Source organism: Kitasatospora sp. NPDC001175 (assembly GCF_053598215.1).
Window position 1 is genome coordinate 49,825 of the sequence record NZ_JBSFJU010000001.1, and the last position, 26,151, is coordinate 75,975.

General features: G+C 72.5%; 21 protein-coding genes and 1 pseudogene. 6 read left to right on the forward strand and 16 right to left on the reverse strand.

Annotation, left to right across the window (positions count from 1 at the left end; genetic code table 11):
- Positions 1 to 27: 27 nt before the first annotated feature.
- Entirely contained in the window at positions 28 to 1,218 is a 1,191-nt protein-coding gene (locus ACWDAK_RS00220) for a dipeptidase (RefSeq protein WP_344638035.1), read from the reverse strand.
- Positions 1,219 to 1,517: 299 nt separating this feature from the next.
- Between ACWDAK_RS00220 and ACWDAK_RS00225 the strand changes: the two genes are divergently transcribed.
- A complete protein-coding gene (locus tag ACWDAK_RS00225) occupies positions 1,518 to 3,035 on the forward strand; it encodes a gluzincin family metallopeptidase (RefSeq protein ID WP_344638036.1) in 1,518 nt (505 codons plus the stop codon).
- A 92-nt stretch (positions 3,036 to 3,127) separates the two neighbouring features.
- Here the strand turns inward: ACWDAK_RS00225 and purE are convergent, their stop codons facing one another.
- Together purE and ACWDAK_RS00235 are read right to left on the reverse strand one after the other, a co-directional pair.
- On the reverse strand, positions 3,128 to 3,661 hold the full coding sequence (purE, locus tag ACWDAK_RS00230) for a 5-(carboxyamino)imidazole ribonucleotide mutase (RefSeq protein ID WP_344638037.1): 534 nt from the start codon (positions 3,659 to 3,661) through the stop codon (positions 3,128 to 3,130).
- Positions 3,658 to 4,797, reverse strand: a complete 1,140-nt coding sequence (locus ACWDAK_RS00235) for a 5-(carboxyamino)imidazole ribonucleotide synthase (protein ID WP_427392876.1) — start codon at positions 4,795 to 4,797, stop codon at positions 3,658 to 3,660. Before ACWDAK_RS00235 ends, purE begins: the two co-directional genes overlap by 4 nt.
- Positions 4,798 to 5,048: 251 nt before the next feature.
- Here ACWDAK_RS00235 and ACWDAK_RS00240 point away from each other — a divergent pair, with 251 nt between their 5' ends.
- On the forward strand, positions 5,049 to 5,570 hold the full coding sequence (locus ACWDAK_RS00240; RefSeq protein ID WP_344638038.1) for a GtrA family protein: 522 nt from the start codon (positions 5,049 to 5,051) through the stop codon (positions 5,568 to 5,570).
- Positions 5,571 to 5,639: 69 nt separating this feature from the next.
- Here ACWDAK_RS00240 and ACWDAK_RS00245 read toward each other — a convergent pair whose 3' ends face one another.
- Together ACWDAK_RS00245 and ACWDAK_RS00250 are read right to left on the reverse strand one after the other, a co-directional pair.
- Complete coding sequence (locus ACWDAK_RS00245) at positions 5,640 to 6,881, reverse strand: ATP-binding protein (protein WP_344638039.1); 1,242 nt, start codon at positions 6,879 to 6,881, stop codon at positions 5,640 to 5,642.
- Positions 6,882 to 6,968: 87 nt separating this feature from the next.
- Positions 6,969 to 7,643 carry a response regulator transcription factor gene (locus ACWDAK_RS00250; RefSeq protein ID WP_344638040.1) on the reverse strand — a complete coding sequence of 225 codons (675 nt, stop codon included), beginning with the start codon at positions 7,641 to 7,643 and terminating at the stop codon, positions 6,969 to 6,971.
- An 847-nt stretch (positions 7,644 to 8,490) separates the two neighbouring features.
- On the opposite strand from ACWDAK_RS00250, the gene ACWDAK_RS00255 reads away from it, so the two are divergent.
- Complete coding sequence (locus tag ACWDAK_RS00255; RefSeq protein WP_344638041.1) at positions 8,491 to 9,999, forward strand: peptide MFS transporter; 1,509 nt, start codon at positions 8,491 to 8,493, stop codon at positions 9,997 to 9,999.
- 67 nt (positions 10,000 to 10,066) lie between these two features.
- Here the strand turns inward: ACWDAK_RS00255 and hutI are convergent, their stop codons facing one another.
- The 5 genes from hutI to ACWDAK_RS00280 form a co-directional block, all read right to left on the reverse strand.
- Positions 10,067 to 11,236 (reverse strand): imidazolonepropionase, encoded by a 1,170-nt coding sequence (gene hutI / locus ACWDAK_RS00260; RefSeq protein WP_344638042.1) that lies wholly within the window; start codon positions 11,234 to 11,236, stop codon positions 10,067 to 10,069.
- A 102-nt stretch (positions 11,237 to 11,338) separates the two neighbouring features.
- Positions 11,339 to 12,694, reverse strand: a complete 1,356-nt coding sequence (locus ACWDAK_RS00265) for a formimidoylglutamate deiminase (RefSeq protein WP_427392855.1) — start codon at positions 12,692 to 12,694, stop codon at positions 11,339 to 11,341.
- Positions 12,682 to 13,869, reverse strand: a complete 1,188-nt coding sequence (locus ACWDAK_RS00270) for an allantoate amidohydrolase (RefSeq protein ID WP_427392875.1) — start codon at positions 13,867 to 13,869, stop codon at positions 12,682 to 12,684. Before ACWDAK_RS00270 ends, ACWDAK_RS00265 begins: the two co-directional genes overlap by 13 nt.
- Before the next feature lie 20 nt (positions 13,870 to 13,889).
- Entirely contained in the window at positions 13,890 to 15,563 is a 1,674-nt protein-coding gene (gene hutU / locus ACWDAK_RS00275; protein ID WP_344638044.1) for a urocanate hydratase, read from the reverse strand.
- A gap of 174 nt (positions 15,564 to 15,737) precedes the next feature.
- Positions 15,738 to 16,475 carry an SDR family oxidoreductase gene (locus ACWDAK_RS00280; RefSeq protein WP_427392854.1) on the reverse strand — a complete coding sequence of 246 codons (738 nt, stop codon included), beginning with the start codon at positions 16,473 to 16,475 and terminating at the stop codon, positions 15,738 to 15,740.
- Between the two features lie 119 nt (positions 16,476 to 16,594).
- Here ACWDAK_RS00280 and ACWDAK_RS00285 point away from each other — a divergent pair, with 119 nt between their 5' ends.
- Entirely contained in the window at positions 16,595 to 17,221 is a 627-nt protein-coding gene (locus tag ACWDAK_RS00285) for a TetR/AcrR family transcriptional regulator (RefSeq protein ID WP_344638046.1), read from the forward strand.
- A 25-nt stretch (positions 17,222 to 17,246) separates the two neighbouring features.
- Here ACWDAK_RS00285 and ACWDAK_RS00290 read toward each other — a convergent pair whose 3' ends face one another.
- The 3 genes from ACWDAK_RS00290 to hutH form a co-directional block, all read right to left on the reverse strand.
- Positions 17,247 to 17,594, reverse strand: a complete 348-nt coding sequence (locus ACWDAK_RS00290) for a hypothetical protein (RefSeq protein WP_427392853.1) — start codon at positions 17,592 to 17,594, stop codon at positions 17,247 to 17,249.
- Between the two features lie 144 nt (positions 17,595 to 17,738).
- Complete coding sequence (locus ACWDAK_RS00295) at positions 17,739 to 18,608, reverse strand: MurR/RpiR family transcriptional regulator (protein ID WP_344638129.1); 870 nt, start codon at positions 18,606 to 18,608, stop codon at positions 17,739 to 17,741.
- A gap of 332 nt (positions 18,609 to 18,940) precedes the next feature.
- Positions 18,941 to 20,515, reverse strand: a complete 1,575-nt coding sequence (gene hutH / locus ACWDAK_RS00300) for a histidine ammonia-lyase (RefSeq protein WP_344638048.1) — start codon at positions 20,513 to 20,515, stop codon at positions 18,941 to 18,943.
- A gap of 208 nt (positions 20,516 to 20,723) precedes the next feature.
- On the opposite strand from hutH, the gene fdhD reads away from it, so the two are divergent.
- Complete coding sequence (fdhD, locus tag ACWDAK_RS00305) at positions 20,724 to 21,617, forward strand: formate dehydrogenase accessory sulfurtransferase FdhD (protein ID WP_344638049.1); 894 nt, start codon at positions 20,724 to 20,726, stop codon at positions 21,615 to 21,617.
- A gap of 122 nt (positions 21,618 to 21,739) precedes the next feature.
- On the opposite strand, the gene ACWDAK_RS00310 is transcribed toward fdhD, so the two are convergent.
- The gene (locus ACWDAK_RS00310) at positions 21,740 to 22,987 is read right to left on the reverse strand and encodes a macrolide family glycosyltransferase (RefSeq protein ID WP_427392852.1); all 1,248 of its coding nucleotides are present in this window, start codon (positions 22,985 to 22,987) and stop codon (positions 21,740 to 21,742) included.
- Between the two features lie 76 nt (positions 22,988 to 23,063).
- On the opposite strand from ACWDAK_RS00310, the gene ACWDAK_RS00315 reads away from it, so the two are divergent.
- Entirely contained in the window at positions 23,064 to 23,663 is a 600-nt protein-coding gene (locus ACWDAK_RS00315; RefSeq protein WP_427392851.1) for a TetR/AcrR family transcriptional regulator, read from the forward strand.
- 17 nt (positions 23,664 to 23,680) lie between these two features.
- Here the strand turns inward: ACWDAK_RS00315 and ACWDAK_RS00320 are convergent, their stop codons facing one another.
- Positions 23,681 to 24,055, reverse strand: coding sequence for a hypothetical protein (locus ACWDAK_RS00320; protein WP_344638052.1), 375 nt, complete (start codon positions 24,053 to 24,055; stop codon positions 23,681 to 23,683).
- A 690-nt stretch (positions 24,056 to 24,745) separates the two neighbouring features.
- Positions 24,746 to 25,903: pseudogene (locus ACWDAK_RS00325) on the reverse strand (GGDEF domain-containing protein); the annotation flags it as partial.
- Between the last annotated feature and the right edge of the window lie 248 nt (positions 25,904 to 26,151).

The following is a 26,151-nucleotide window of genomic DNA, read 5'->3' on the forward strand; positions in this document are numbered from 1 at the left end:
GGCCCGGTCCCCCGCCCGCCGTCCCGCTCAGCCGTCGAGCTGGGCGATCGTGGCGATCGACGGCCCCCGGGTGGCCTGGAGGGTGGAGGCGACCGACTCCGCGTCGCGCAGGACGCGGACGGCGTTGTGCCAGGTCAGCTTGGAGATGTCGACCTGGGACCAGCCGCGGTGCAGGAGTTCGGCGATCAGGTTGGGGTAGCCGGAGACGTCGTCCAGGCCGGCAGGGAGGAAGGCGGTGCCGTCGAAGTCTCCGCCGATGCCGATGTGGTCGATGCCCGCGACCTCCCGCATGTGGTCGAGGTGGTCGGCGACGGTGGCCGGGGTGGCGACGGGGCGCGGGCGGGTGGCCTCGTACGCGTGCTGGACCTCCATGGCGGCGGGCGTGGTCTCCAGCGGGTGGAAGCCGTGGGCGCGCATGTTCTCGTCGGCGGCCCGGGTCCACGCGATGGCTTCGGGCAGGATGAACTTCGGTACGAAGGTGGCCATCGCCACGCCGCCGTTGGCGGGCAGCTGGGCGAGCACGTCGTCCGGGATGTTGCGCGGGTGGTCGCAGACCGCGCGGGCGGAGGAGTGCGAGAAGATCACCGGCGCCTCGCTGACCCGCAGGGCGTCCCGCATGGTGTCCGCGGAGACGTGCGAGAGGTCGACCAGCATGCCGAGCCGGTTCATCTCCCGGACCACCTCCTCACCGAACGCGGTCAGCCCGCCGGCCGCCGGCTCGTCGGTGGCGGAGTCCGCCCAGGGCACGTTGTCGTTGTGGGTGAGCGTCAGGTAGCGGACGCCCAGCCGGTGCAGGGCTCGCAGGGTGGCCAGTGAGCAGTTGATCGAGTGGCCGCCCTCGGCGCCCATCAGCGAGGCGATCCGGCCCTCGGTCCGGGCGGTCTCCAGGTCCTGCGCGGTGAGGGCGAGCCGCAGCCGGTCCGGGTAGCGCTCGGTCAGCGCGCGGACGAAGTCGATCTGCTCCAGGGTGGCGCTCACCGCCTGGTCGCCCGTGTAGCTGCTGGGCACGTACACCGACCAGAACTGCCCGCCGACCCCGCCCTCGGCCAGCCGGCCCAGGTCCGTGTGCAGCCGGGGGCTCTGGTCGCCGGCGAGGTCCAGCGCATCGAGGTCGTACCCGACCTGGGCGCGCATCGCCCAGGGCAGATCGTTGTGGCCGTCCACCACCGGGGTGTCGCGGAGGACGGCGCGGGCTCGGTCGAGCAGCTCAGGAGTCATGACATCTGTTCTATACCGGCCGGCGGCCCGAGAGGCAGTGGCACGGGCGCCGGGCGCCGTGGCGGGCCGTCAGCCGTCGCGATGACCGGACGTCGGGTGTCGGCCGGACCGGTGGATGATCGTTCGTGGCCCCGGGGAAGGGGCGGCAGGCACCCCTCTCACCTGCCGGGACGGTGGGTGCCCGGGGCTAGAGTTCTCTGGTGATCGCCCCGCCTGCCGGGCCGGAGTGGCGGTCAGTCACGCCTTTTCGAGGCCATGTGAGTCATCGCGCAACCCGATGACGAGTACCGGGGGAATCCATGTCGTATCCGCCACAGCCGCCCATACCCAACGCTCCGTACGGCCAGCAGCCTCCGCCGCAGTACGGCGCGCCGCAGCAGCCGCAGCAGTTCGGCGCACCCCCGCCGCCCCCACCCTACTTCCAGGGCGCTCCGGGCCAGGTGCCCATGGCGCCCCAGCCGCACTTCCAGGCCGCTGTGACCCCGCCGCGCAGAGGGGGCCGGAAGGTGCTCCTCACCGTTCTCGGCACCTTCTTCGGCCTGCTGGGGCTGTGTGTCGCCTTCGCGGTCTACCACGTCGCCACCCGCCCCGGCGTGACGCCGCTCACCCCGGGGCCCAACCCCTGGCAGAAGCTCGCCGACGGCATGACCACGGCGCTGGCCGCCAAGGACGAGGATGCCTTCCTCAAGCCCTTCAAGGGTGACGACGTGAAGGAGAAGGAGCGAAAGGTCTTCCGCAACCTCGTCAAGATCCCTTGGGAGAAGGCGAGTTGGGAGACCGAATTCGCCGCTCCGCTGAACGGCGACATGATGGTCACCTTCGTGCACCAGGTGAAGGGCGTCGACGCCAAGCCGGTGCCCGAGGTCTACAACTGGCGGGTCGAGCCGGGCCAGGGCGCGCCGGTGATCACCGCTGTCGGCGGTGAGAAGGACATCCACGGCAACACCTCCAACACCAGCTACTACCCGGCCCCCTGGGACTTCTACGACGAACTGGACGTCCAGAACCGCGACAACCTCGTCGCGGTCGCGGACAAGGGCCAGGCCGGCGAGTTGGACCGGGACGTCGACGTCCTGGCCCAGGCCGCCAAGGACGACCTGGACGCCTGGCGCAAGTCCGCGCCCACCCTCCCGACCGGCCGTCAGACCGCCCCCGGTTTCTTCGTCGTGCTGGAGAAGAACCGCGACGTCTACAACAAGCTCTACGCGGGCGACGGCCGGAAGAACGACAGCCTGGAGGCCGGCGTCAACATGTCCATCCCCGCCTACGACTCCAAGGACTCCAAGGAGAGGGACTCGGGCGGCTCCCGGATCGTCATGGACACCTCGGAGAGCCGGTTCACCTCCTCCGCGTGGAAGGAGGGCGTCAGCGAGATCGGCCGGCACGAGATGGGCCACGCCATCGTCGCACCGCTCAGCACCGAGCAGGTCCTCGTCCAGGGGCTCCAGGACACCCAGATGTGGGTCATCGAGGGCTTCGCCGAGTACATGGCCTTCCGCGGCAAGGACGACCGCGCCCGCGCCGACCTCAGGGCCTCACTCCAGGGCTACAACTTCGACGGCAAGCTCCCGGAGAGCCTCGACTTCTACTCCAGCCAGGCCCGGGCGCGTTCCGCGCACTACGCTCTCGGCGCCTCGGCCCTCCAGTACATGGGCCAGAAGTACGGCGAGGCCAAGGTGTTCGCCTTCGTCGCGGCCCACTACGCCAACCCGAAGCAGTACCAGCAGCAGATCACCGATGCCACCGGGCTCCCGCTGCAGCAGTTCGAGAGCGACTGGGCGGCCCACGTGCGCGACGCCGTACCGGGCGCCAGGTAGGACCGGGGGACGCGGGGAACCGGGCACCGCACGGTTCCCCGCCCCGCCCCCGGGGACTTGACCGGGGGCGGGGCGGCAGCGGGCCGGAGGTGTCAGCCGGTGAAGCCGAAGGAGGTGGAGCCGGCCACCTTGGCGCGCAGCTTCTTGCCCTTCTCGGTGGCCTGGTTGTTCAGCTCGGCCTGGAACTCGACCATCTTCTCGGCCAGTTCACGGTCGAAGGCGGCGAGCATCCGGACCGCCAGCAGCCCGGCGTTGCGGGCTCCCGCGACCGAGACGGTGGCCACCGGCACCCCGGCCGGCATCTGGACGATCGACAGCAGGCTGTCCATGCCGTCCAGGTAGCGCAGCGGCACCGGGACGCCGATCACCGGCAGCGGCGTCACCGAGGCCAGCATGCCCGGCAGATGGGCCGCGCCGCCGGCACCGGCGATGATCGCCTTGAGCCCGCGCCGGTGGGCGTTCTCACCGTACGCGACCATCTCGCGCGGCATCCGGTGGGCCGAGACGACGTCCACCTCGTAGGGGATCTCGAACTCGTCGAGGGCCTGGGCGGCGGCCTCCATCACGGGCCAGTCGGAGTCCGAGCCCATGACGATGCCGACAACCGGGTTGCTGCTGTTGCTCATTCGGTGATGGTCCCTCGCAGGTAGGCGGCCGCGTGGCGGGCGCGCTCGCGAACGTCGTCGAGGTCGTCCCCGAAGACGTTGACGTGTCCGACCTTGCGGCCGGGCTTGACGTCCTTGCCGTACATGTGGATCCGCAGGCCCGGGTCGCGGGCCATGCAGTGCAGGAAGGCGTGGTACATGTCCGGGTAGTCGCCACCGAGGACGTTCACCATGACGGTCCACCTGGCGCGCGGGCGCGGGTCGCCCAGCGGCAGGTCGAGGACGGCGCGCAGGTGGTTCTCGAACTGCGAGGTGACGGCACCGTCCATGGACCAGTGGCCGGAGTTGTGCGGGCGCATGGCCAGCTCGTTGACCAGGATGCGGCCGTCGCCGGCCTGGAACAGCTCGACCGCGAGGTGGCCGGTGATGTCCAGCTCGCCCGCGATCCGCAGGGCCAACGCCTGGGCCTCGGCGGCGAGTTCGGGGTCGAGACCGGGTGCCGGTGCGATCACCTCGGCGCAGACGCCGTTCTCCTGGATGCTCTCCACCACCGGATAGGCGACCGCCTGGCCGCTGGGCGAGCGGACGACGTTCGCGGCCAGCTCGCGGACGAAGTCGACCTTCTCCTCGGCCAGTACGGGCACCCCGGCCAGGAACGGCGCGGCCGCCTCCTGCTCGTCGTCGACCACCCAGACGCCCTTGCCGTCGTAGCCGCCGCGCACGGTCTTCAGCACGACCGGGTAGCCGGAGCCCTCGTTTGCGAAGGCGGTGACGTCGGCCGGGTCGGCGACCAGCCGGTGCCGGGGACAGGGAACGCCGATCGAGTCCAGCCTGGCCCGCATCACGCCCTTGTCCTGGGCGTTGACCAGCGCGTCCGGGCCAGGCCGTACCGCGATGCCGTCGGCTTCCAGGGCCCGCAGGTGCTCGGTGGGCACGTGCTCGTGGTCGAAGGTGATCACGTCGCAGCCGGCCGCGAAGCGGCGCAGCGTGTCCAGGTCGCGGTAGTCGCCGAGCACGACGTCCGAGACGACCTGGGCGGCGGAGTCCTGCGGGGTGTCGGCGAGGAGCCGGAATCGGATCCCCAGTGGGATGCCCGCCTCATGTGCCATGCGGGCCAGCTGCCCGCCACCGATCATGCCGACCACTGGAAAATTCACCTTGCCCGCGAAAGTCACGCTGCCCAGGATATCCGGGCCGGTCAAGGACGGTGCATCCGCTTGAACGACGCGTGAACGCGGTGGCCGGAACCGGCCGGGGAGTGGCTCTCGGCGCCGGTGGGCCTGGTGGGAACGAGTAGCCTGGGGGGCCGGGCCCCGAGAACTATCCGATCTTGTACACGGGGGTCCGGTCGCGCTGCGCCCTGGCGAGCGCTCACCACCCCGTACGCGCGCACAGGAGACTGCCGGGTATGACCGCGACCACCAGCACCGGGCCTTCGCTGATCCAGCGGCTGCGCGGACTCTCGGGCGAAGTGATCAAGTTCGGGATCGTCGGCGCGGCCGGCGTGGTGGTCAACGCCGTGGTCTTCTGGGTCTGCCTCCAGGGCGAGGGCCTGATCCACTCGTTCGCGGGTTTCATCGCCACCGCCGTCGCGATCGGGACCAACTACCTCGGCTACCGGTACTGGCTGTACCGCGACCGCGACGCGGCCTCCCGCAAGCGGGAGATCACGCTCTTCCTGATCTTCAGCGGGATCGGGATGCTGATCGAGAACGGCATCCTGGCCTTCTCGGTGCACGTGCTGCACTACACCTCGTCCGGCAGCCAGCTGATCGCCAAGAACGTGGTCGGCCTGGCGGCGGGCACGGTGTTCCGCTTCTTCTCCTACCGCACCTGGGTGTTCAAGGCGATGCCCGAGCTGGCGGAGCCGCAGGTGGTGGACGAAGCCGAGCGGTTGCTGGCGGCCGAGCAGCCGCAGTACGCGAAGTAGCGGCAGCGGGACGGTCGCTGGGCTCCGCCCGGGGCCGCCGCCCCCGGGGGAAGCTTCGCCGGACAGGCCCTAGCGGACGCCGGCGCGGCTCAGGAAGAGGGCGAACACCGGAGGTTTGAGCGAGAGCAGCTCCAGCCGGCCGCCGTCGGCCTCGGCCAGGTCACGGGCCACGGCAAGACCGATACCGGTGGAGTTGCGGCCGCTGACGGCACGTTCGAAGACCCGGTTGCCGAGCTCCGGCGGCACTCCCGGGCCCTCGTCCTGGACCTCGGCCACGATCGAGTTCCCGGACGGACGCACCCTGAGCGTGATGGCCCCGGCGCCGTGCATCAGGGAGTTCTCGATCAATGTGGCCAGGATCTGGGCGACCGTGCCCGGGGTTCCGATCACCGAGACGCTCCTGAGGCCCTCGATCCGCAGGCTGCGCCCGGTCTCGCGGAGCGAGGGGCCCCACTCCTCGATCTGCTGCTTGATGACGTCGTCCAGGTCGAAGACCACGGCGGTCGGGCTGTGCGGGTCGCGCTGGTTGGTGAGCAGCCGCTGCACCACGTCGGTGAGCCGCTCGACCTGCTGGAGCGCGATCGTCGCCTCCTCCCGGACGGTGTTCGGCTCCTCGGCCAGGGCGGTGATCTCCTCGAGGCGCATGGAGAGCGCGGTGAGCGGGGTGCGCAGCTGGTGCGAGGCGTCGGCGGCCAGACGCCGTTCCGCCGTGAGCATCCGGGCGATCCGCTCCGCGCTGGTGTCCAGCACCTCGGCGACCCGGTCGAGTTCGGGCACCCCGTAGCGACGGTCGCGCGGGCGGGGGTCGCCGGAGCCGAGGCGTTCGGCGGTCTCCGCGAGGTCGGTGAGCGGCCTGGCGAGCCGCTTGGCCTGCCACACCGCGAGCGCGACCGCCGCCTGGACCGCCAGCAGGGCCACCAGGCCGAGCAGCAGCAGCATGTTGCCGATCTCGCGGTCCACGTCGGTCCTGGACTGGACGACGGTGACCACCTCCCCGCTCAGCCCCTGCTCGGTGGCGGTGAGGGCGGGGCCGGTGACCGGGCGGCCGACAGCGATCAGCGGCTGGCCCGGGATGTCGACCGTGACGAAACTGCCGTCGGTGACCTGGGCGGCGAACTTCTCCCCGGTGACCGGCTCGCCCGCGGCCAGCCGGCTCTCCACCAGGCCGAGCACGCGGACGGCCGCCGCGTCGACCCGGTCGTTCGCGGCGTTGACGATGCTCTGCTTCTCGATCAGCGCGAGCGGGACACAGAACACCGCCACCACCACCAGGACCACGCCCAGCAGCGAGTTGATCATTCTGCGCTTCACGCCGGGATGCCCTCTGGTCGGTTCACTTGTGCGGTCTGGGGTCGGGGGCGGTCCTTCCCGAAGGCTCGGTCCTCCCCGAAGGCGGGGTCAGTTCTTCTCGAAGCGGAAGCCGACGCCGCGCACCGTGGCGATGTAGCGGGGGTTGGCCGCGTCGTCGCCGAGCTTCTTGCGCAGCCAGGAGATGTGCATGTCCAGGGTCTTGGTGGAGGTCCACCAAGTGGTGTCCCAGACCTGGCGCATGATCTCCTCGCGGGTCACCACCCGGCCGGCGTCCCGGACCAGCACCCGGAGCAGCTCGAACTCCTTGGCGGAGAGGGTCAGCTCCTCGTCGCCGAGCCAGGCGCGGTGCGACTCGATGTCGATCTTCACGCCGTGCGCGCCGGTGGTGAGCTGGTCCACGTTGCCGCGCCGCAGCAGCGCCCGGACCCGGGCGAGCAGCTCGGCCAGCCGGAAGGGCTTGGTGACGTAGTCGTCCGCGCCGGCGTCCAGGCCGACGACGGTGTCCACCTCGTCGGCGCGCGCGGTCAGCACCAGCACCGGGCAGCTGCGGCCGTCGGCGCGCAGCCGCCGGCAGACTTCAAGGCCGTCCATCTCGGGCAGGCCGAGATCGAGGACGACGAGGTCGACCTCCTCGGTCAGGGCGGCGCCGAGCGCGGACGGGCCGTCCTCGCGAACGAGGACCTCGTAACCCTCGCGGCGCAGCGCGCGGGCCAGCGGTTCGGAGATTGCCGGGTCGTCCTCGGCCAGCAGCACACAGGTCATGGGGCGATGGTAGTCGGCTTGGCGGCCCGCGATCAGGCCCCCCGGAGTGCGGATTCTCCTCGGACGGCGCAATCCCGTCCGGTCCTGCCCGGCTCACCGGACGCCGGATCCCGACGTGATCTCTCACCGACGGCGGGCTCGGGAGGGCGAATGGGGGGCAGCACAGCCGAGTTGCGGGGCGGACGAGGTCCCGGTCGGCTCCCCGCGCCGGGCGCACCGCGCTGATCCGCGTGCCGGCCGTCCTGGGCGGCTGGGTGTCGGACCGCCTCTGCGGCGCCCGCCGGGCGGTGCTGGCCGGCGCGCTGACCACCATGACCGGGAAGCCGAACGTCTCGACGATCGCCGGCCGGCTGGCTCCGGCGAAGTGCGGCAGCCAGATGCCGGGTACGCGGTTCCTCTCGATGGCGACCGGGGACGCGTGGCCGGCTGGACGACACGGCTGCGGCGGCTGGTCGGTGGGTCCCCGTACTTCTGGCTCCAGGGCGCGCCGGCGGCGCTCGCCGGGGCCGTGTTCCTGCTGGCGGCGGGCCGGATCCGACGACTGACGGGCGCTGTGAGGTAGTTCACAGAGCGTGATTGTTATCAATCGTTGCCATGCCCCCCTTCAACCCGAAGGTCGCTCGGGGATGGCCAAAAATCCTCCCGCATAAACCTGCGGTTCGAAGGAATAGTCACCGACTTGCCATGGAACTCGTCAGTCAAGTGCCTTGATCCTTTACTTGGGCAATACGCTCATAGCCCGTTTTGTCCTCCGATTGAGAGGAATACCGCCACGTACAGTGGCCTGGTACCCGTTCGCCCCAACCCCCCTCATGGGCGAACGCTTCAGGCAAGGAACCACTTACCTATGGCGTCTACGACCGTGGCTGCCGACCTCCAGTCGGCTCCCTCCAGCGGCAAGACCTTCCTCGGGCACCCCCGGGGCCTCGCCACGCTCTTCATGAGCGAGATGTGGGAGCGCTTCAGCTACTACGGCATGCGTGCCCTGCTGGTGCTCTACATGACCGCCTCCGTGGCCGAGGGCGGCCTCGGAATGAAGGTGGCCATCGCCAGCGCGGTGTACAGCGTGTACACGGCCATGGTCTACCTGCTGGCCCTGCCCGGCGGCTGGATCGCTGACCGCTTCCTCGGTGCGCGCAAGACCGTCGCGGTCGGCGGCACGATCATCATGATCGGCCACTTCCTGCTGGCCGTCCCGGCCTCCGTGTCGTTCTTCGTCGGCCTGGCCTTCATCGCCATCGGCTCCGGTCTGCTCAAGGCCAACATCTCCACGATGGTCGGCCACCTGTACGACGGCCCGAACGACCCCCGCCGCGACGGTGGCTTCACCGTCTTCTACATGGGCATCAACCTCGGTGCCTTCGCGGCCCCGCTGGTCATCGGCACCGTCGGCCAGAGCGTCAACTGGCACCTGGGCTTCGCCCTCGCCGGTGTCGGCATGGCCCTGGGTCTGGGCCAGTTCCTGCTGGGCACCCGCCACCTGAGCGCCAAGAGCGACGTGGTGACCTCGCCGATCTCCGCCGAGGAGAAGAGCGCGATCTTCCGCAAGGCCGGCATGTGGCTGGCCGCGGCCGTGGTCTTCTACGGCGTCGTCGTGGCGACCGGCTCCTTCACCATCGACTGGGCGGTCTGGCCGCTGTCGATCGCCGGCATCGCGATCCCGGTGTTCGTCTTCGCCAAGGTGAAGAAGGACCAGGACCTCAACTCGGACGAGCAGTCCAAGATGAGCGGCTACATCTGGTTCTTCATCGCCGCCGCCGTGTTCTGGATGATCTACGACCAGTCCGGCTCGACGCTGAACGTCTTCGCCGACAAGAACACCGCCTCGGACCTGTTCGGGATCAACTTCCCGTCCAGCTGGTTCCAGTCGCTGAACCCGCTCTACATCATGGCGCTGGCCCCGGTCTTCGCCTGGCTCTGGGTCTGGCTGTCCAAGCGCGGCAAGAACCCCAGCACCACCATGAAGTTCGCCATCGGTCTGCTGATGATCGGCGCCTCCTTCCTGGTGATGATGATGGCGATGGCCGCCGCCTCCGGTGGCGTCAAGGTCACCCCGCTGTGGCTGGCCATGGTCTACCTGATCCAGACCGTCGGTGAGCTGACCCTCTCCCCGGTCGGCCTCTCGGTCACCACCAAGCTGGCCCCGACCAAGTACGCCAGCCAGATGATGGGTGTCTGGTTCCTCGCCGTCACCGCCGGTGACTGCGTGGCCGCCATCTTCCAGCTGGTCCTCGGCGACGCCGCCGTCGGCAGCACCTGGTACTTCGCGGTCCAGGGCGTGATGGCCCTCATCGCCGGTGTCGCCCTGACGATGTACCGCAAGAAGGTCGTCGCCCTGATGGGTGACGTGCACTGACGCACCGCTGATCCCCACCGGCGAAGGGTCGGTACCCCCACGGGTACCGGCCCTTCGCCGCTTTGGCTCAGACCATCCGCACGCCCGCGCGCCAGACCGCCGCCGTGAGCGGCACGCCGGGACGGTAGGCCAGGTGCACGTGCGAGGGGGCGTCGAGCAGCTGCAGGTCGGCCCGGGCTCCCACGGTGATGCCGCCGACGTCGGTGCGCCGCAGCGCCCGGGCGCCGCCGGCGGTCGCGGCGTACACGGCCTCGTCCGGGGTCATGCCCATCTCGCGGACGGCCACCGCGATGCAGAAGGCCATCGAGCTGGTGAAGCTGGAGCCCGGGTTGCAGTCCGTGGACAGCGCGACGGTGGCGCCCGCATCCAGCAGCCGGCGCGCGTCGGGGTACTTCGCGCGGGTGGAGAACTCCGCGCCGGGGAGCAGGGTGGCCACGGTGTCCGACTCCGCCAGCGCGGCCACGTCGGCGTCGGAGAGATGGGTGCAGTGGTCGGCCGAGGCCGCGCCGAGCTCCACGGCCAGCTGCACCCCGGGCCCGTGGGACAGCTGGTTGGCGTGCACCCGGGGGATCAGTCCGCGCTCGGCCCCGGCGGTGAGGACGGCCCGGGCCTGGTCCCCGTCGAAGGCGCCCTGCTCGCAGAAGACGTCCACCCAGCGGGCGTGCGGAGCGCAGGCGTCCAACATCTCGCCGGTCACCAGCTCCACGTAGGCCGCCGGGTCGTCGGCGAACTCGGGGGCCACCACATGGGCGCCCAGGTAGGTGGTCTCGGGGGTGTGCGAGGCGGCGATCCGCAGCGCGCGTGCCTCGTCGGCGACCGTGAGGCCGTAGCCGGACTTGCACTCCACGGTGGTGGTGCCCTGGCGGAGCGCCTCGTTCAGGAAGCGGACCAGGTTGGCGTCCAGCTCCTCGTCGCTCGCGGCGCGGGTGGCGGCGACGGTGGTCCGGATGCCGCCCGCGCTGTAGGACTGGCCGGACATCCGGGCGTTGAACTCGGCGGTACGGTCACCGGCGAAGACCAGGTGCGCGTGCGAGTCCACGAAGCCCGGCAGTAGCGCCCGGCCGCCCGCCTCGTACCGCTCGTCGGCGGCGGGCGCCGAGGCCGCCGGGCCGACCCACGCCACCCGCCCGGCCTCGACCAGCACGGCGGCGTCCTCCAGCAGGCCCAGCGGGCCGGTGCCGTGCGCGGGGTCGTTGGTGACCAGACTGCCGACATCGGTGATCAGGAGAGTGCTCAAGGGAAGCCTTTCGGGGGGTTTCGGGGCGCGGAAGGTGCACCACCGGGGGCGCTGCGACTTCCCGCGCCCGTGGCCGCGAACCGTCCGCGCGCCTGGCAGGACTCAGGACTGCAGTGCGGCGATGGAGTCGCGCAGCGCCGCCGGAACGTCCGCGACCAGCTGGTGCACCCCGTCGCGGACGATCTGCCGGCCGCCCACCACCACGTGCCGGACGTCGGCGGCCGAGGCCGCGAAGACGGCCGTCTCGGCACCGAGCGCGGGGGCGGGCCCGGCGGTGCGTACCGAGTCCAGCGCGACCACGGCGAGGTCCGCCAGCGCACCGGCCTCGATCCGGCCCGCCTCGGGCCAGCCGAGCGAGGCGTGGCCGTCCTCGGTGCCGGCCCGCAGCAGGGCGCCGGCCGTCCAGTGGCCCCGGGTGCGGCTGTGCAGGCGCTCGTTCAGCTCCAGCGCCCGGGCCTCCTCGAACGGGTCGATGACGGCGTGGCTGTCGCTGCCCAGGGTGATCGGGCAGCCGCCGCTGGCCAGCCGCCGGGCCGGTCCGATGCCGTCCGCGAGGTCGCGTTCGGTGGTCGGGCACATGCAGATGTTGGTCGAGGAGTCGGTGAGCAGCCGGATGTCCTCGTCGGTGAGGTGGGTGGCGTGCACGGCCGAGGTGCGCGGGCCGAGGACGCCGTGGTCGGCGAGCAGCCGGGTCGGGGTGACGCCGTGGGCGGTGAGGCAGGCGTCGTTCTCGGCGGTCTGCTCGGAGAGGTGGACGTGCAGCGGTGCCCTGCGCATCGCCGCCCAGTGCGCGACGGTGGCCAGCTGGTCGGCCGGGACGGCCCGGACCGAGTGGATGGCCGCGCCGATCCTGGCGTGCCCGCGCTCCTTGAGCTCGCCGGCCCGCGCCGCCCAGGCGTCCGCGTCGCCGTCGCTGAACCGCAGCTGCGGCTCGGTGGGCTCGGCGCCGAACCCGGAGGAGAGGTAGCAGGTGTCCAGCAGGGTGATCCGGATGCCGGCCCGGGCCGCCGCCTCGATCAGCGCCTCACCCATGGCGTTGGCATCGCCGTAGCGGCCGCCGCCGGGCGCGTGGTGCAGGTAGTGGAACTCGCCGACGGCGGTGATCCCGGCGAGGGCCATCTCCGCGTACACGGCGGTGGCCAGCCCCAGGTAGCTGTCCGGGTCGAGCGCCCCGGCGAACCGGTACATGGTGTCCCGCCAGGTCCAGAAGGTGCCCGAGCCGATCTGGACGTGGCCGCGCAGGGCGCGGTGGAAGGCGTGCGAGTGGGCGTTGGCCTGGCCCGGCAGGGTCAGGCCGGTGAGCTTGACGGCGTCCGGCGGGCAGGGCCCGCTGTCCGGGGTGACCTCGGTGATCCTGCCGTCCGGGCCGACACCGATCAGCACCTCGTGCCCGACCACCGGACCGCCGGCGTGCGGCAGCCAGGCGTGCTCCGCCCAGTACGTGGCTACGGCTGGCATGCGAGGTCCTCCAGTACGTCGGCGAGGGCGGCCACTCCGGCGAGGCAGTCGGGCTCCTCGGCGTGCTCGGCCGGGGAGTGCGAGACTCCGCTCGGGTTCCGCACGAACAGCATGGCGGTCGGGATCACCGATGCCAGGATTCCGGCGTCGTGTCCCGCCCCGGTGGGCAGCACGGGGACGTTGCCGAGCAGCTTGGCGAGGCGGTCGCGCAGCGGGGAGTCGAAGTCGACGACCGGCGTGAACGACTCCCGGGTCAGCTCGACCCGCACGCCGTCGCGGGCACCGCGCTCGTACGCCGCCTGCCGGATCTCCTCGACCAGCGCGTCCAGGGTCCGCTCGTCGGCGGCCCGGGAGTCCAGCCAGCCGCGGACCAGGGAGGCGATGGCGTTGGTGCCGTTGGGCTCCACCGCGACCTTGCCGAAGGTGGCCAGCGCACCCGCCAGCTTCGCCTTCTTGCGGGCGGCGAGCACCGTGTTGGCGTAGGTGAGCATCGGGTCGCGGCGGTCCTCGATCCGGGTGGTGCCGGCGTGGTTGGCCTCGCCGTGGAAGTCGAAGCGCCAGCGGCCGTGCGGCCAGATCGCGCTGGCCACCCCGACCGGCTGCCCCTGGGTCAGGTAGCGGCCCTGCTCGACGTGCAGCTCGACGAAGGCGCCGATCCGGGCGAGCCGGTCGCCGTCCGCGCCGATCGCGCCCGGGTCGTGGCCGGCCCGCTCCATCGCGTCGGGCAGCCGCACGCCGTCGGCGTCGCGCAGCTCAAACGCCTGCTCGCGGCTCAGCACCCCCGCGCTCAGCCGCGATCCGACGCAGGCGACGCCGAACCGGGCGCCCTCCTCGTCCCCGAAGTTGACGATCGCCAGCGGCCTGCTGAACTCGGCACCGCGCAAGCGGAGTTCGTCCAGGGCGGCGAAGGAGGAGACCACCCCGAGCGGGCCGTCGAAGGCACCGCCGTCCGGGACGGAGTCCAGGTGCGAGCCGGTGACGACCGCGCCCTCGCCGCTCGGATCGCCCAGCCAGGCCCACTGGTTGCCGTTGCGGTCCAGCTCGTAGGTCAGGCCGCGTGAGCGGGCCTGTTCCTCGAACCAGGCCCGGCACTCGGCGTCGGCGGAGTTCCAGGCGAAGCGGCGGTAGCCGCCGGAGGAGGCGGAGCGGCCCACGGGGAGCAGCTCCGCCCACATCCGTTCGAAACTGCCGGAGGTCACAGCTCGCCCATCGGGACGCGCACCCCGCGCTCGGCCGCGACCTCACTGGCGCGGTCGTAGCCGGCGTCGACGTGCCGGATGACGCCCATGCCCGGGTCGTTGGTGAGCACCCGGCGGATCTTCTCGCCCGCGAGCGCCGTACCGTCGGCGACGGTGACCTGGCCGGCGTGGATCGAGCGGCCGATGCCGACGCCGCCGCCGTGGTGGATGGAGACCCAGGACGCGCCGGAGGCGACGTTGACCATGGCATTGAGCAGCGGCCAGTCGGCGATGGCGTCCGAACCGTCCAGCATCGCCTCGGTCTCGCGGTACGGGGAGGCGACCGAGCCGCAGTCGAGGTGGTCACGGCCGATGACGATCGGGGCGGAGAGCTCGCCGGAGGCGACCATGTCGTTGAAGCGCTCGCCGGCCTTGTCGCGCTCGCCGTAGCCGAGCCAGCAGATGCGCGCCGGGAGGCCCTGGAAGTGCACCTTCTCCTGGGCCATCTTGATCCAGCGGTGCAGCGACTCGTTCTCCGGGAAGAGGTCGAGCACGGCCTTGTCGGTCTTGTGGATGTCCTGCGCGTCACCGGAGAGCGCCGCCCAGCGGAACGGGCCCTTGCCCTCGCAGAACAGCGGGCGGATGTACGCCGGGACGAACCCGGGGAACTCGAAGGCCCGCTGGTAGCCCGCGAGTTGGGCCTCGCCGCGGATCGAGTTGCCGTAGTCGAAGACCTCGGCGCCGGCGTCCTGGAAGCCGACCATCGCCTCGACGTGCCTGGCCATCGACTCTCGGGAGCGCTGGGTGAACTCGGCCGGCTTGGCGGCGGCGTACTCGGCCATGTCGGCGAACTCGACGCCGATCGGCAGGTAGCTCAGCGGGTCGTGGGCGCTGGTCTGGTCGGTGACGATGTCGATCGGGGCGTCCATCGCCAGCAGCTGCGGGACCAGCTCGGCGGCGTTGCCCAGCACGCCGATGGAGAGCGGCTGCTTCTTGTCCCGGGCGGCGGTGGCCAGTTCGAGCGCGTGGGCGAGGTCCTTCGCCTCGACGTCCAGGTAGCGGTGCTCGATCCGGCGGGCGATCCGGGAGGGGTCGCAGTCGATGCAGATCGCCACGCCGCCGTTCATGGTGACGGCCAGCGGCTGGGCGCCGCCCATGCCGCCGAGACCGGCGGTCAGCGTGATGGTGCCCGCCAGCGTGCCGTTGAACTTCTTGGCGGCGACGGCGGCGAAGGTCTCGTAGGTGCCTTGCAGGATGCCCTGGGTGCCGATGTAGATCCAGGAACCGGCGGTCATCTGCCCGTACATGGTGAGCCCGAGGCTCTCCAGCCGGCGGAACTCCTCCCAGTTGGCCCAGTCGCCGACCAGGTTGGAGTTGGCGATCAGGACGCGCGGCGCCCACTCGTGGGTCTGCATCACACCGACCGGGCGGCCCGACTGGACCAGCATGGTCTCGTCCTGCTTGAGCGTCTGCAGGGTGCGGACCATCGCGTCGAACGAGCGCCAGTCGCGCGCGGCCTTGCCGGTGCCACCGTAGACGACCAGCTTGGACGGGTGCTCGGCGACCTCGGGGTCGAGGTTGTTCATGAGCATCCGCATCGCGGCTTCCTGCTGCCAGCCCTGCGCGGTCAGCTGAGTCCCGCGCGCCGCACGCACCTCGCGCGGGCCACTGCCCGCCTGCTGCTGAACCATGCTCCCGGCCTCCTTGCGGATGGATTCATTCAGGATCGAACGCTCTGAATATATCCAAACAAGAGGGCCGAGACCAGAGGGCAGTCCTGAATAGATCCATACAGCAGCAGACGGTCCGCCGGGCGGCCATCCGACGGGCGGGCGGTGGCCCGGCCCCGGCTTCGGCCGCCCGGCTCAGCGACCGGTGGCCAGGGTGGCGCCGCCGGCGCAGTCCAGCACGGTGCCGGTGACGAAGCCGTTGCCCGCGAGGTAGGTGATGGCCCGGGCGATGTCCTCGGGCCGGCCGACCCGGCCGACCGGGAGGCTCGCGGCAACACCCTCGAAGAGCGCGGCACGGTCGGCCTCCGGCATCCCGGCCCACCAGGCGGTGTCGACCACGCCCGGCGAGACCGCGTTGATCCGCAGCGGAGCCAGCTCGGCCGCGAGCGGCGGCACCGCCGACTCCAGCGCCCCGTTGACCGCCGCCAGGCCGGCCGAACCGGGGAGCGCGGCCCGCGCGGAGGCCGCCGTGATCAGCGTGACCGAGCCGTCCCGGCGGATCCTGGGAAGCGCAGCCCGGAGGATGCGCAGGTGCGCGAAGACCTTGCCGTCGAAGGCCGTGCGCAGGTCGGCCTCGGCGAGCTCGGCGAAGGGGCCGAGACCGATCGCACCGGAGCTGAGCGCGATCACCAGGTGGTCCAGCGGCTCGACCGCGGCGAAGAAGGCGGCCACCGAGTCCGGATCGGTGGCGTCCATCTCGGCGACGGCGACCGGGTGGCCGATCCGGGCCGCGGCGGCGTCGAGGCGCACCTTGGCCCGCCCGGTGATGACCACCTGGGCCCCGGCCTCGGCGAACTCCCGAGCGGTGGCTTCGCCGATGCCGTGGCTGGCACCCATGACGGCGACGCGCTGGCCTGCGAAGGATGCGGACATGGTGACTCCCCCGTGAAGAGGCCGGCCCAAGGACCACGGACCGGCGAGTTGTTGAGACGATCTGTCTCGACAAATCTTTGTCGAGACTCCCAGTCTCGTCAAGGTGTATTCTCGGCACCATGGAAGAACCGCAGGTCAGCGCCGTGGAAGAGAGCGGCCGTCCGGCAGCCGCCCGGCCGCACACCGGTCGCAGGCGCAACGAGGCGGCCCGGCAGGCGGTACTGAGCGCGACCATGGAGCTGCTCCGCGACCCCGGGCAGCAGGAGCTGACCATCGACAAGATCGCCCGCGCGGCGGGCGTCGGCAAGCAGACCGTCTACCGCTGGTGGCCCACCAAGGGCGCGGTGGTCGCCGAGGCGATGGACCGGCACGCGTCCGCCGTGGTCGAACTGCCCGACACCGGCTCGTTGTCCGGGGATCTCGCCGAGTTCTTCCGGGCCTCCTTCGCCGCACTGGCGGACCAGGGCATGACCCGGCTGCTCGTCGAAGTGGTGTCCGGGGCGCAGCGCGAGCGGGCGGTCGCCGCGGTGCTCGCCGACTTCACCGCCCGGCGCCGCTCCGCGCTCCGGCTGCTGTTCCAACGCGCCCAGGAGCGCGGCGAGTTGAGGCCGGACGCGGACCCGTCCGTACTGGTCGACCTCGGCTACGGCTTCCTCTGGTACCGGCTGCTGGTCGGCCACGAGCCGCTGGACGCGGCGGCCGCCCGGGCACTGGCCGAGCACCTGGCGGCCGCCGCGCGGCGCTGACGCCGAGGATCCGGGGGCAGGTGGCTCAGGCCGCCGCGCCGCCGTCCCAGTCGATGCCGATCTCGGCCAGCCAGGCGCGGTCCTCGGCGTCGGGCCCGACCAGGTCGCCCCGCGCGGCATCGGACCGCACGGCGTCGGGGGCGGCGGGAGCCGGCGGGCGCGGGATCTCCTGGATCGGGCCGAGGCCGTACTTCTCCGCCACCGCCGCGGCGGCCTCGTCCGGCTCGACGAGCCCGACGTGGACGGCGGACTCGTCGCCGACGTCCAGGACCACCACTTCCGGATCGGGCGGACGCCGCAGCGCGATACGACGGCCGCAGGTGGGGCAGGACCACTCGTCGGCCCCCGAGGCGAGCCGGCCGGTCAGTCTCATCTGGTGGATCGGACGCATGGCTGGCACCCCCGTCCGGCCCCTGCACCGGGGCCTGTTGATGAGATGCCCGCCCACGGGGTGTCAGCAACCGCCCCGGAGCGAGCGGATGTCTCCGTTTCCCGGCCGACCGGAGCGGCCGGGCGGCTATTCCAGGAACAGCCCGCGCGCCGCAGCCGAGTGCTCGATGGCCTCCAACCTGGCTTCCGCACCCGGGAGTTCGTCGCACATGCTCTGCAGCAGGACCCGGCCGAGCATCATCGGCGCGCAGGCGGTGTCGAAGACCAGACCGGTGCCGACCGCCGCCGGGAGGAGGAGGTCGGAGAGCTTGGCGACCGGGGCGAAGGAGCTGTCCGCGACGGTGAGGACGGTCAACCCGCAGTCCCGGGCGACGGCGAGGGCGTCCATCAGCTCGCGCGGGTAGCGCGGCAGGGCGAAGCAGAGCAACGCGCTCGCCCCGGCGGCGGCGGCCTGTTCCAGCCGGTCGGCGAGCATGCTGCCACCCTCGTCCAGCAGCCGGATGTCCGGGTGCACCTTGGCCGCGAAGTACGCGAAGCCCCTGGCCTGGGCGGAGGCCGCGCGCAGCCCGAGCACCGGCAGCGGACGGGAGGCGGCCAGCAGCCGGGCGGCGCGGACGATCGGCTCGGGGTCGGCCAGCAGCTCGGCGAGGTGGCGCAGGTGCTCGATCTCGGCGAGCACGGCCTGCTGGTGCTCGTTGCGGACCGCGTCGTCGGGCGTCTCGGGCGCCGCCTGCTCGCCCGCGCCCAGATCGCGCAGCTGCCGGCGCAGTGCCGGGTAGCCGTCGAAGCCGAGCGCGACGGCGAAGCGGGTGACCGAGGGCTGGCTGACCCCGGCGAGTTCGGCCACCTCGACGCTGGAGAGGAACGGCGCCTCGTTGGCGTGCCGGACCAGCGAGTGCGCGATCCGCCGCTGGGTCGGGGTGAGCCGGTGGCCCTCGAAGAGCTGCAGCAGTCGGGCGGAGGGGCCGGCCGTGCCGGTCTCGTCCATGGCGGTCATCAGCGGTACCTCCGGGCTCTGGTGGCAGCACACGCCGTCGGCCACGGGACCGGTCACGACGGGTGGGACGACTGTGGCGCAGTCCCGCCCGGGCGGGCAACGACGTATCGAACAGCGGGACGGCCCGCCGGGGGCGTCGGGCCAGGGTATCCGGGCCGCCGAACGGGCCCTTCCGGGCGGTCGGGCGAACCCGCGGGGCGCGGTGCCCGCCCGGTCGACCGCGTACGCGCCGCGGGCTGGCCGGGCAGGGCCTCGCGCCCCTGCTCGGACCGACCGGCGTTAGGGCCCGCGGCCGCGCTCCCTGCTGCCGGTCGGTCTTACACCCCGGGTGCTCAGGCCAGCGGCCCGGTCACCCGCTCGACGGCCCGGACCAGCTCGCCCGAGGCGACCAGCGCCGCGGCGGCCTCCAGGTCGGGCGAGAGGAAGCGGTCCCGCCCGGGCCCGCCGACACCGGCCGCGCGCGCGGCGGCGACGGCGGCGGCGGTGGCGGGCGCGGTCGGCCCGCTGCCGTTGTCGGTACGGATCTCCAACGCACGGGCGGCGGCGGTCAGTTCGACCGCCAGGATCCGGCCGAGGTTGTCCACGGCCGCTCGCAGCTTGCGGGCCGCGGACCAGCCCATCGAGACATGGTCCTCCTGCATCGCCGAGGACGGAATGGAGTCCACCGAGGCCGGGACGGCCAGCCGCTTGTTCTCGCTGACCAGGGCGGCCTGGGTGTACTGGGCGATCATCAGACCGGAGTCCACGCCCGGGTCGTCGGCCAGGAAGGCCGGCAGGCCGTGCGAGCGCGCCTTGTCCAGCAGCCGGTCGGTGCGGCGCTCGGAGATCGAACCCAGGTCGGCGGCGGCGATGGCGAGGAAGTCCAGCACGTACGCGACCGGGGCGCCGTGGAAGTTGCCGTTCGACTCGACCCGGCCGTCCGGCAGCACCACCGGGTTGTCGACCGAGGCGGCCAGTTCGCGGGAGGCGACCAGCTGGGCGTGCGCGAGGGTGTCGCGACCGGCGCCTGCCACCTGCGGGGCGCAGCGGATGGAGTAGGCGTCCTGGACGCGCGGAGCGTCGTCCTGGTGGTGCCCGGTCAGCCCGGAGCCCTGGAGCACGGCGAGCATGTTGGCCGCGCTGAGCGCCTGGCCGGGGTGCGGACGGATCGGGGCGTGCAGCTCGGGGGCGAGCACCTTCTCGGTGCCGAGCAGCGCCTCCAGGGTCATCGCGGCGGTGATGTCGGCGGTGGTGAACAGGCGGGAGAGGTCGGCGATGGCCATCACCAGCATGCCGAGCATGCCGTCGGTGCCGTTGATGAGGGCCAGGCCCTCCTTCTCCAGCAGCTCGACCGGCTCGATGCCGGCCTCCTCCAGCAGCTCACCGGCGGGGCGGATCCCGCCGTCCGGGCCGAACGCCTCGCCCTCGCCCATCAGGACCAGCGCGCAGTGCGACAGCGGGGCCAGGTCGCCGGAGCAGCCCAGCGAGCCGAACTCCCGCACCACCGGGGTGATGCCCGCGTTGAGGATGGCGGCCATGGTCTGCGCGACCAGCGGACGGACACCGGTGCGGCCGGAGGCCAGCGTCTTCATCCGCAGGAACACCAGCGCCCTGACCACCTCCCGCTCCACCGCGGGGCCCATGCCGGCGGCGTGCGAGCGGACCAGCGAACGCTGGAGCTGCGCCCGCAGCTCGGGGCTGATGTGCCGGACGGCGAGCGCACCGAACCCGGTGGAGACGCCGTAGACGGGACGCGGCTCGGCCGCGAGAGCATCGATCCGCGCCCGGGCACCCGCCATCTCGGCGAGCGCGTCGGGGCCGATCTCGACCCGGGCATTGCCCCGCGCGACGGCGATCACGTCCTCGGCGCTGACGTCGGCCTTGCCGACCAGCACGAGCGGCGCGTCGGGGGCCACAGCACTGTGCATATCCATATACATAATCAGAGCAGGTGAATGAGAATATGACAACCATCGTTCCGAGAGATCTCGTCCCACGGGATCCCCGGCCCGGGTCGGTGGCGGCGGCCGACGACGGCGTCCCGCGGGTGGCGGAGCCCGGCGGACCCCGCGGATTTCCGCCGTGGCGGCCGGGTGGCGCAAGCTGAGCGAGGAGACACGGGGAGGCGGAGGGCTGATGGCACGGGCAACGGTGCGGCGTCGGGTGATACGGCTGCGCGGGGACGAGCGGGGCGCACGGCCGGACGCGCTGGCGGCGGAGGAGCCGCTGGAGATCCGGGTCGGCGGCCAGGCGCTGACCGTGACCATGCGCACCCCCGGGCACGACTTCGACCTGGTGGCCGGGTTCCTGGTCGGCGAGGGGATGGTCGAGCGCTCCGACCAGCTCGCCGCGCTCCGCTACTGCGCCGGGACCGACGCCGACGGCGCGAACAGCTACAACGTGGTGGACGCGACCGTACGCGGCGGCGCCACCGCCCTCTCCAGCCACCGCAACCTGCTGACCACCAGCGCCTGCGGCCTGTGCGGCCGGGACACCGTCGACGCGGTGCGGATGCACGTCCGCCATCCGCTCGACCGGGACTCGCTCACGGTCACCCCCGAACTGCTCTACGCCCTGCCGGACCGGCTGCGCGCGGCGCAGCGCACCTTCGAGTCCACCGGCGGACTGCACGCGGCCGGCCTGTTCACCCCGGACGGCGAACTGCTCTGCGCCCGCGAGGACGTCGGCCGGCACAACGCGGTGGACAAGGTGATCGGGTGGGCCCTGCGCGAGGGGCGACTGCCGCTGACCGGCCACCTGCTGCTGGTCAGCGGCCGCGCCTCGTTCGAACTGACCCAGAAGGCGGCCCTCGCCGGGATCCCGCTGCTCGCCGCGGTCTCCGCGCCGTCCTCGCTCGCGGTGGACCTGGCCGAGGAGCTCGGCCTCACCCTGGTCGGCTTCCTGCGCGGTCACGGCGCCAACGTCTACACCCGCCCGGACCGCATCGCGGAGCCGGCCGAAGCCCGTCCGGGGCGCGGGAAGGGCACGACAGAGCCCGACGGGGGAGGGCGCCGGCCCCCTGGAGCGTGAGGCCCACCGGCGGGACACGGCCGGCCGGGCGCCCTCAACCGACCGTCGCAGCCTGCCGGTTCACGCCGGCGGCCCGCTCCGGCAGGGCCCGCGCCGGCGCCACCGGCCGCCCGGAGGCAGGGTCAGCCGGGAAGGTGCGCCTCGATCAGGTCGGCGGCCCTCGCGCTGCCGCCCTCCGCGCGGAGCTCGCTCCGGATCCCCTCCAGCCGCGCGGCGACCTCCGGGTCCGCGGTGAGCTCCAGCAGGGCCGCGCGCAGCTCGGCCGCGGTCGCCTCTGCGGTGTCGATCCGCCGCCCGACCCCGAGTTCGACCAGCCGGTCGGCGTTGGAGAACTGGTCCGCCGCCTGCGGCACGGCGATCATCGGCAGCCCGCAGTACAGCCCCTCGCTCGCACCGCCCATACCGGCATGCGTGACGAACGCGTCGGCCTGTTCCAGCACGGCGAGTTGGGGCACCCACGAGTGCACCTCGACGTTGCCGGGCAGCTCGCCCAGCCCGGCCGGGTCCACGTGCCTGCCGATCTGGAGCACCACGTGCCAGTCGGGCAGGTCACCGAAGGCCTTCAGGCACTCGCGGTAGAACGCGGGCTGCTGGGTGAAGGCCGAACCGAGCGAGATCAGCAGCACCTTCCCGGCGTCCGCCGGCCGCGTCCAACCGCCCTGCGCGGAGCGGTCGCCGAAGCACGGTCCGACGAAGGCGTACCGCCCGGGGTCGACCCGGTCCGCGTTGGGCTGCAGGGCCCGCGGGACGAGTACGAGGCTGCGCTCCGGCCGGCCGGTGAACGCCTTCGGGTCGGGGCGGTCGCCGCCCGCGCCGTTCTCGGCGAGCCAGCGGGCGAAGCGGGCGTAGTGCCCGAGGCCGCGAGGAGTGCCCATGACCGGTTCGAAGACCGGCGCCATCTCCTCCTCGTAGCCCTCCCAGGCGACATAGGTCGGCGAGAGCTGGACGATCGGCAGCCGCCAGCCCTCGGCCAGCACCCGGGCGGCGTAGGCGGCGATGTCGCACAGCACCAGGTCCGGCCTGTCGTCGTCGAAGGCGGCGCGCAGCTGCGGAAGCATCGCGATCGCGTCGTCCAGGAAGAGGTCCTGCACCTCGACCAGGTCATCGGGCCAGCCCGACGGGTCGTCGGCCAGTGGCAGGGTGGAGCCGCAGGGGACGAGGCGGGCACCGGCGGACTCCACCACTGCGGCGAACGACGGGTCGTTGGCGTAGCTGACGCGGTGTCCGCGCGCGACCAGCTCACGGATGACCGCCAGGCTCGGGTTGACATGGCCGTGGGCCGGGATGGAGACCATGGCGATGTGCGCGGGGCGGGGCATACGTCCTCCAGATCGGGCGATCGATCCTGGCGAGACGCTCCGTCTCGCCACCCCTCCAGGGTGCACAGCTTCCGATGGTTCGTCAATACGAGACGTATCGTCTCGTCTGACTCGCTAGAATTCCCGCATGGCACGCACCAGCAGCACCCCGGACCCGGCCCGCCGCAACGAGCGCTCCAGACAGGCCATCCTCACCGCCGCCGCCGAACTGGCGACCGAGCTCGGGTACGCGAAGCTCACCATCGAGGCGATCGCCGCCCGAGCGGGCGTCGGCAAGCAGACCATCTACCGCTGGTGGCCCTCGAAGGGGGCGGTGGTCTTCGACGCCTTCCTGGCCGCCAACGAGAACGAGGCCGGCAGCCTGGACCTCCCCGACACCGGGGACCTGGCCGCCGACCTACGGGCCCTGCTCCGGCCGGCCGCCGAACAGCTCGCCGATCCCGCGTTCGAACGGGTCGGCCGCGCCATCTCGGCCGAGATCCAGCTCGACCCCACCCTGCTCCGGGAGTACCGGGCCCGACTGCTCGGCCCCCTCCTGGAGGTCACCAGGGACCGGCTGCGCAGCGCCCAGCGGGCCGGGCAGCTGGCCGAGGACCTCGACCTGGACCTCGCCGTGGACCTGGTCTACGGCCCGCTGCACTACCGCTGGCTGCTGGGCACCGGACCGATCGATCAGGCGTACGCGGACGCCATGGTCGAGGCCCTGCTGCGCGCGCTGCGCCCCTGACCGGCCCCGCCGCCGGGTCACCCGTTCTCGCGCCGGCGGCTGCCGCGCCGCGCCACGACCACCAGCACGATGACGACGAACAGGACCACGAACAACGCGACCAGGCCGAAGGCCGTCCCGACCAGCCTCCCGACGAAGCCCCGCTTCCTCCGGATCTTGGACTTGCCCCGTGCCAGCGGAACGGACGCGAGCGACCGTGCCCGGGCCCGCGCCCCGACCGGCCCCACCCCGTCCGACCGCTGTTGACCCTCCGTCGGCAGACTCTCCGTCGCCCGACTCGCCGTCGGCGCCTGGATCGCGAGTGGCGCGGCCGAGGCCGGCGGACCCGCCAAGGTGGCCCCGCCGGCGGCCAGGGCCAGCGCGAGCAGTACCGCGGCCGGACGTGTGCGCATGACATCCCCCGTTCCCAGCCCCGGCCCCGCAGCCAGCGGCAGTGTCGACTGTCGCACCCCGCAAGGCCGCTGCGACAGCACCCGGGTGCGGCCGTGCCACGACCGTGACCCGGCGGGCGCGAGGGCTCAGGGCGGCGGCGAGGTCGGTCCGGACAGGGCCACCGCGACCAGGGCCCGCAGTGCCGCGGTGACCGGGCCGAACGGCAGGGTGGACTCGTCCGCGAACAGCTCCACCAGCCAGCCGCCCGCCGCGTTGCCGCCGCCGGCCGCGAGCATGCCCTTGTAGCCGCTGACCATCATCATCGCCTCCTCCGCCGGGTCGTTCCCGGCGGCGCCGGAGCGCAGAGCGAAGGACCCGCCGCGCACGGCCCGGCGGGTGAGCGGGTAGTAGCCGAGGTCGAACACCGCGTCCGGGGCCTCGATCTGGGCCCGCTGGGTCTCGGCACCGCTGCTGGTCGGCCCGCTGGTCATCCGGTAGACGGCGTGCTGGACGGTGCGCATCAGCTGCGAGCCCGGCGGTACGTAACTGACCCACCAGCCGACCGCGTTCAGCAACCGGGCAGCGGTCCCGGCGACGGTGACCAGCCGGCCGAGGGTGTCCGCGGGGTGGTGGGTGCGGACCGCGCCGTGCTGGTCGAGCGAGGCGAGCACGACGGCGAGCAGCTGCCCCGGGTCGGCGCTGTTCGTGGCGCCCCGGAACCGGCGGCGGTCGCCGACGTGGGCGTGGCCCCGGCCGGGGCGGCGGTCGGTGCGGTGGTGCGGGTCGGCGGAGTCGGCCAGCAGCACGGTCGGGTCGGGGGCGAACCCGGGACCGTGGCCCCGTCCGGCGACCACGGGATGGGTGGCCCGGGCGGCCTTGGCCCGGTACTGGGCTGCGTCGGCGAGCCGGAACAGCCTGTCCGGGGTGGTGACCGGGCCGATCGAATCACCGGTGGAAGCCACCCCGCAGGCGACCCCCTCGCCGTCCGCGAGATCCAGCGAGTGGGCGACCAACTCCTCGGCCACCGCGACAACTTCGTCTGCTTTGCGGCCCTCGACCAGCAGGCAGAACTCGTCACCGCCGAGCCGGGCGGCCAGGCTGCCGGGGAGTTTGGCGGCGGCCAGCGAGAGCTGGTGGGCGAACCGTTCCAGCAGCCGGTCGCCGACCTCGTGGCCGAGCCGGTCGTTGACCCGCTTGAGTCCGTTGACGTCGCAGACCACCAGGCTGACCACGGTGTCGTCCCGGTTGTGGGCCGCCAGGGCGGTCTCCAGCCTGGCGTCGACCGCCCGGCGGTTGGCTAGACCGGTGAGCGGGTCGGTGAAGGCGAGCCGGCGCAGGTCGGTCAGCCGCTCGGTCTGGGCGAGCCCGGCGGAGATCTGGGCCGCCAGTAGCGTCGCGTAGTCGGCGTCCGCGTCGGTGAAGACCGGCAGGTCCGCCTTCCGGGCCAGATAGAGCTCACCCCATGCCTGGCCGTGCAGGACGATCGGCGCGACCAGGCAGCACTTCCGTCCGCGTCGGCGCAATCCCACGGCGCGCTGCTTACAGAACGCGCCGGCGCCCGGGTGCGCGTGCACGGAGTGCGTGGCATCGGCGTGCTCGGCGGTCTGCACCCAGGCGCGCGGGAGGCGGCCGGTGGTCCAGTGCTCCTCCAGATATGTGACGATCTCCGGGAAGTCCGCCACCGGGTAGGACTCGTCCTCCGGCAGCTCCTCCTCGCCCTGGGCCAACTCGCCGTGGTTGACCAGCACCCGCAGCCGGCCCGACTCGCGGTCCCACACCGAGACGGCGGCCATGGTGGCGCCGAGTGCGGTGGTGGCCCGCGCGGCCGCGGCCCGAACGGCGTCCAGCGGGGTGACGGCGACCGCCATGTCCTGGGCCAGCTCGACGACGGCCTGCAGTCGCGGATCGAGGGCCGGCGGTACGGACACGTGCACGGGTTCCGACATGGTCGCCTCGCTCACCGGCTCCGCCTCATCCCTGATCCCCCGGGGCCGCCCGGGAGCACTGGCCCGGGGCCTGCCCGAACGTGCCCAGAACGCTCCAGGACTACCGTCCTGGACCAAGGTTATGGTCCTTCGCCGGGACTTTGCCCCATTTGTCCGCGCGAATATGTGCG

Bases quoted from the DNA above. Each gene is read 5' to 3' on its own strand.
- ACWDAK_RS00320 (WP_344638052.1), bottom strand. From the start codon at position 24,055: ATGCGCACACGTCCGGCCGCGGTACTGCTCGCGCTGGCCCTGGCCGCC.
- ACWDAK_RS00265 (WP_427392855.1), bottom strand. From the start codon at position 12,694: ATGCCAGCCGTAGCCACGTACTGGGCGGAGCACGCCTGGCTGCCGCAC.
- ACWDAK_RS00255 (WP_344638041.1), top strand. From the start codon at position 8,491: ATGGCGTCTACGACCGTGGCTGCCGACCTCCAGTCGGCTCCCTCCAGC.
- ACWDAK_RS00280 (WP_427392854.1), bottom strand. From the start codon at position 16,475: ATGTCCGCATCCTTCGCAGGCCAGCGCGTCGCCGTCATGGGTGCCAGC.
- ACWDAK_RS00285 (WP_344638046.1), top strand. From the start codon at position 16,595: ATGGAAGAACCGCAGGTCAGCGCCGTGGAAGAGAGCGGCCGTCCGGCA.
- purE (WP_344638037.1), bottom strand. From the start codon at position 3,661: ATGAGCAACAGCAGCAACCCGGTTGTCGGCATCGTCATGGGCTCGGAC.
- fdhD (WP_344638049.1), top strand. From the start codon at position 20,724: ATGGCACGGGCAACGGTGCGGCGTCGGGTGATACGGCTGCGCGGGGAC.
- ACWDAK_RS00240 (WP_344638038.1), top strand. From the start codon at position 5,049: ATGACCGCGACCACCAGCACCGGGCCTTCGCTGATCCAGCGGCTGCGC.
- ACWDAK_RS00290 (WP_427392853.1), bottom strand. From the start codon at position 17,594: ATGAGACTGACCGGCCGGCTCGCCTCGGGGGCCGACGAGTGGTCCTGC.
- ACWDAK_RS00295 (WP_344638129.1), bottom strand. From the start codon at position 18,608: ATGACCGCCATGGACGAGACCGGCACGGCCGGCCCCTCCGCCCGACTG.
- ACWDAK_RS00315 (WP_427392851.1), top strand. From the start codon at position 23,064: ATGGCACGCACCAGCAGCACCCCGGACCCGGCCCGCCGCAACGAGCGC.
- ACWDAK_RS00225 (WP_344638036.1), top strand. From the start codon at position 1,518: ATGTCGTATCCGCCACAGCCGCCCATACCCAACGCTCCGTACGGCCAG.
- ACWDAK_RS00250 (WP_344638040.1), bottom strand. From the start codon at position 7,643: ATGACCTGTGTGCTGCTGGCCGAGGACGACCCGGCAATCTCCGAACCG.
- ACWDAK_RS00270 (WP_427392875.1), bottom strand. From the start codon at position 13,869: ATGTGGGCGGAGCTGCTCCCCGTGGGCCGCTCCGCCTCCTCCGGCGGC.
- ACWDAK_RS00220 (WP_344638035.1), bottom strand. From the start codon at position 1,218: ATGACTCCTGAGCTGCTCGACCGAGCCCGCGCCGTCCTCCGCGACACC.
- hutH (WP_344638048.1), bottom strand. From the start codon at position 20,515: ATGCACAGTGCTGTGGCCCCCGACGCGCCGCTCGTGCTGGTCGGCAAG.
- hutU (WP_344638044.1), bottom strand. From the start codon at position 15,563: ATGGTTCAGCAGCAGGCGGGCAGTGGCCCGCGCGAGGTGCGTGCGGCG.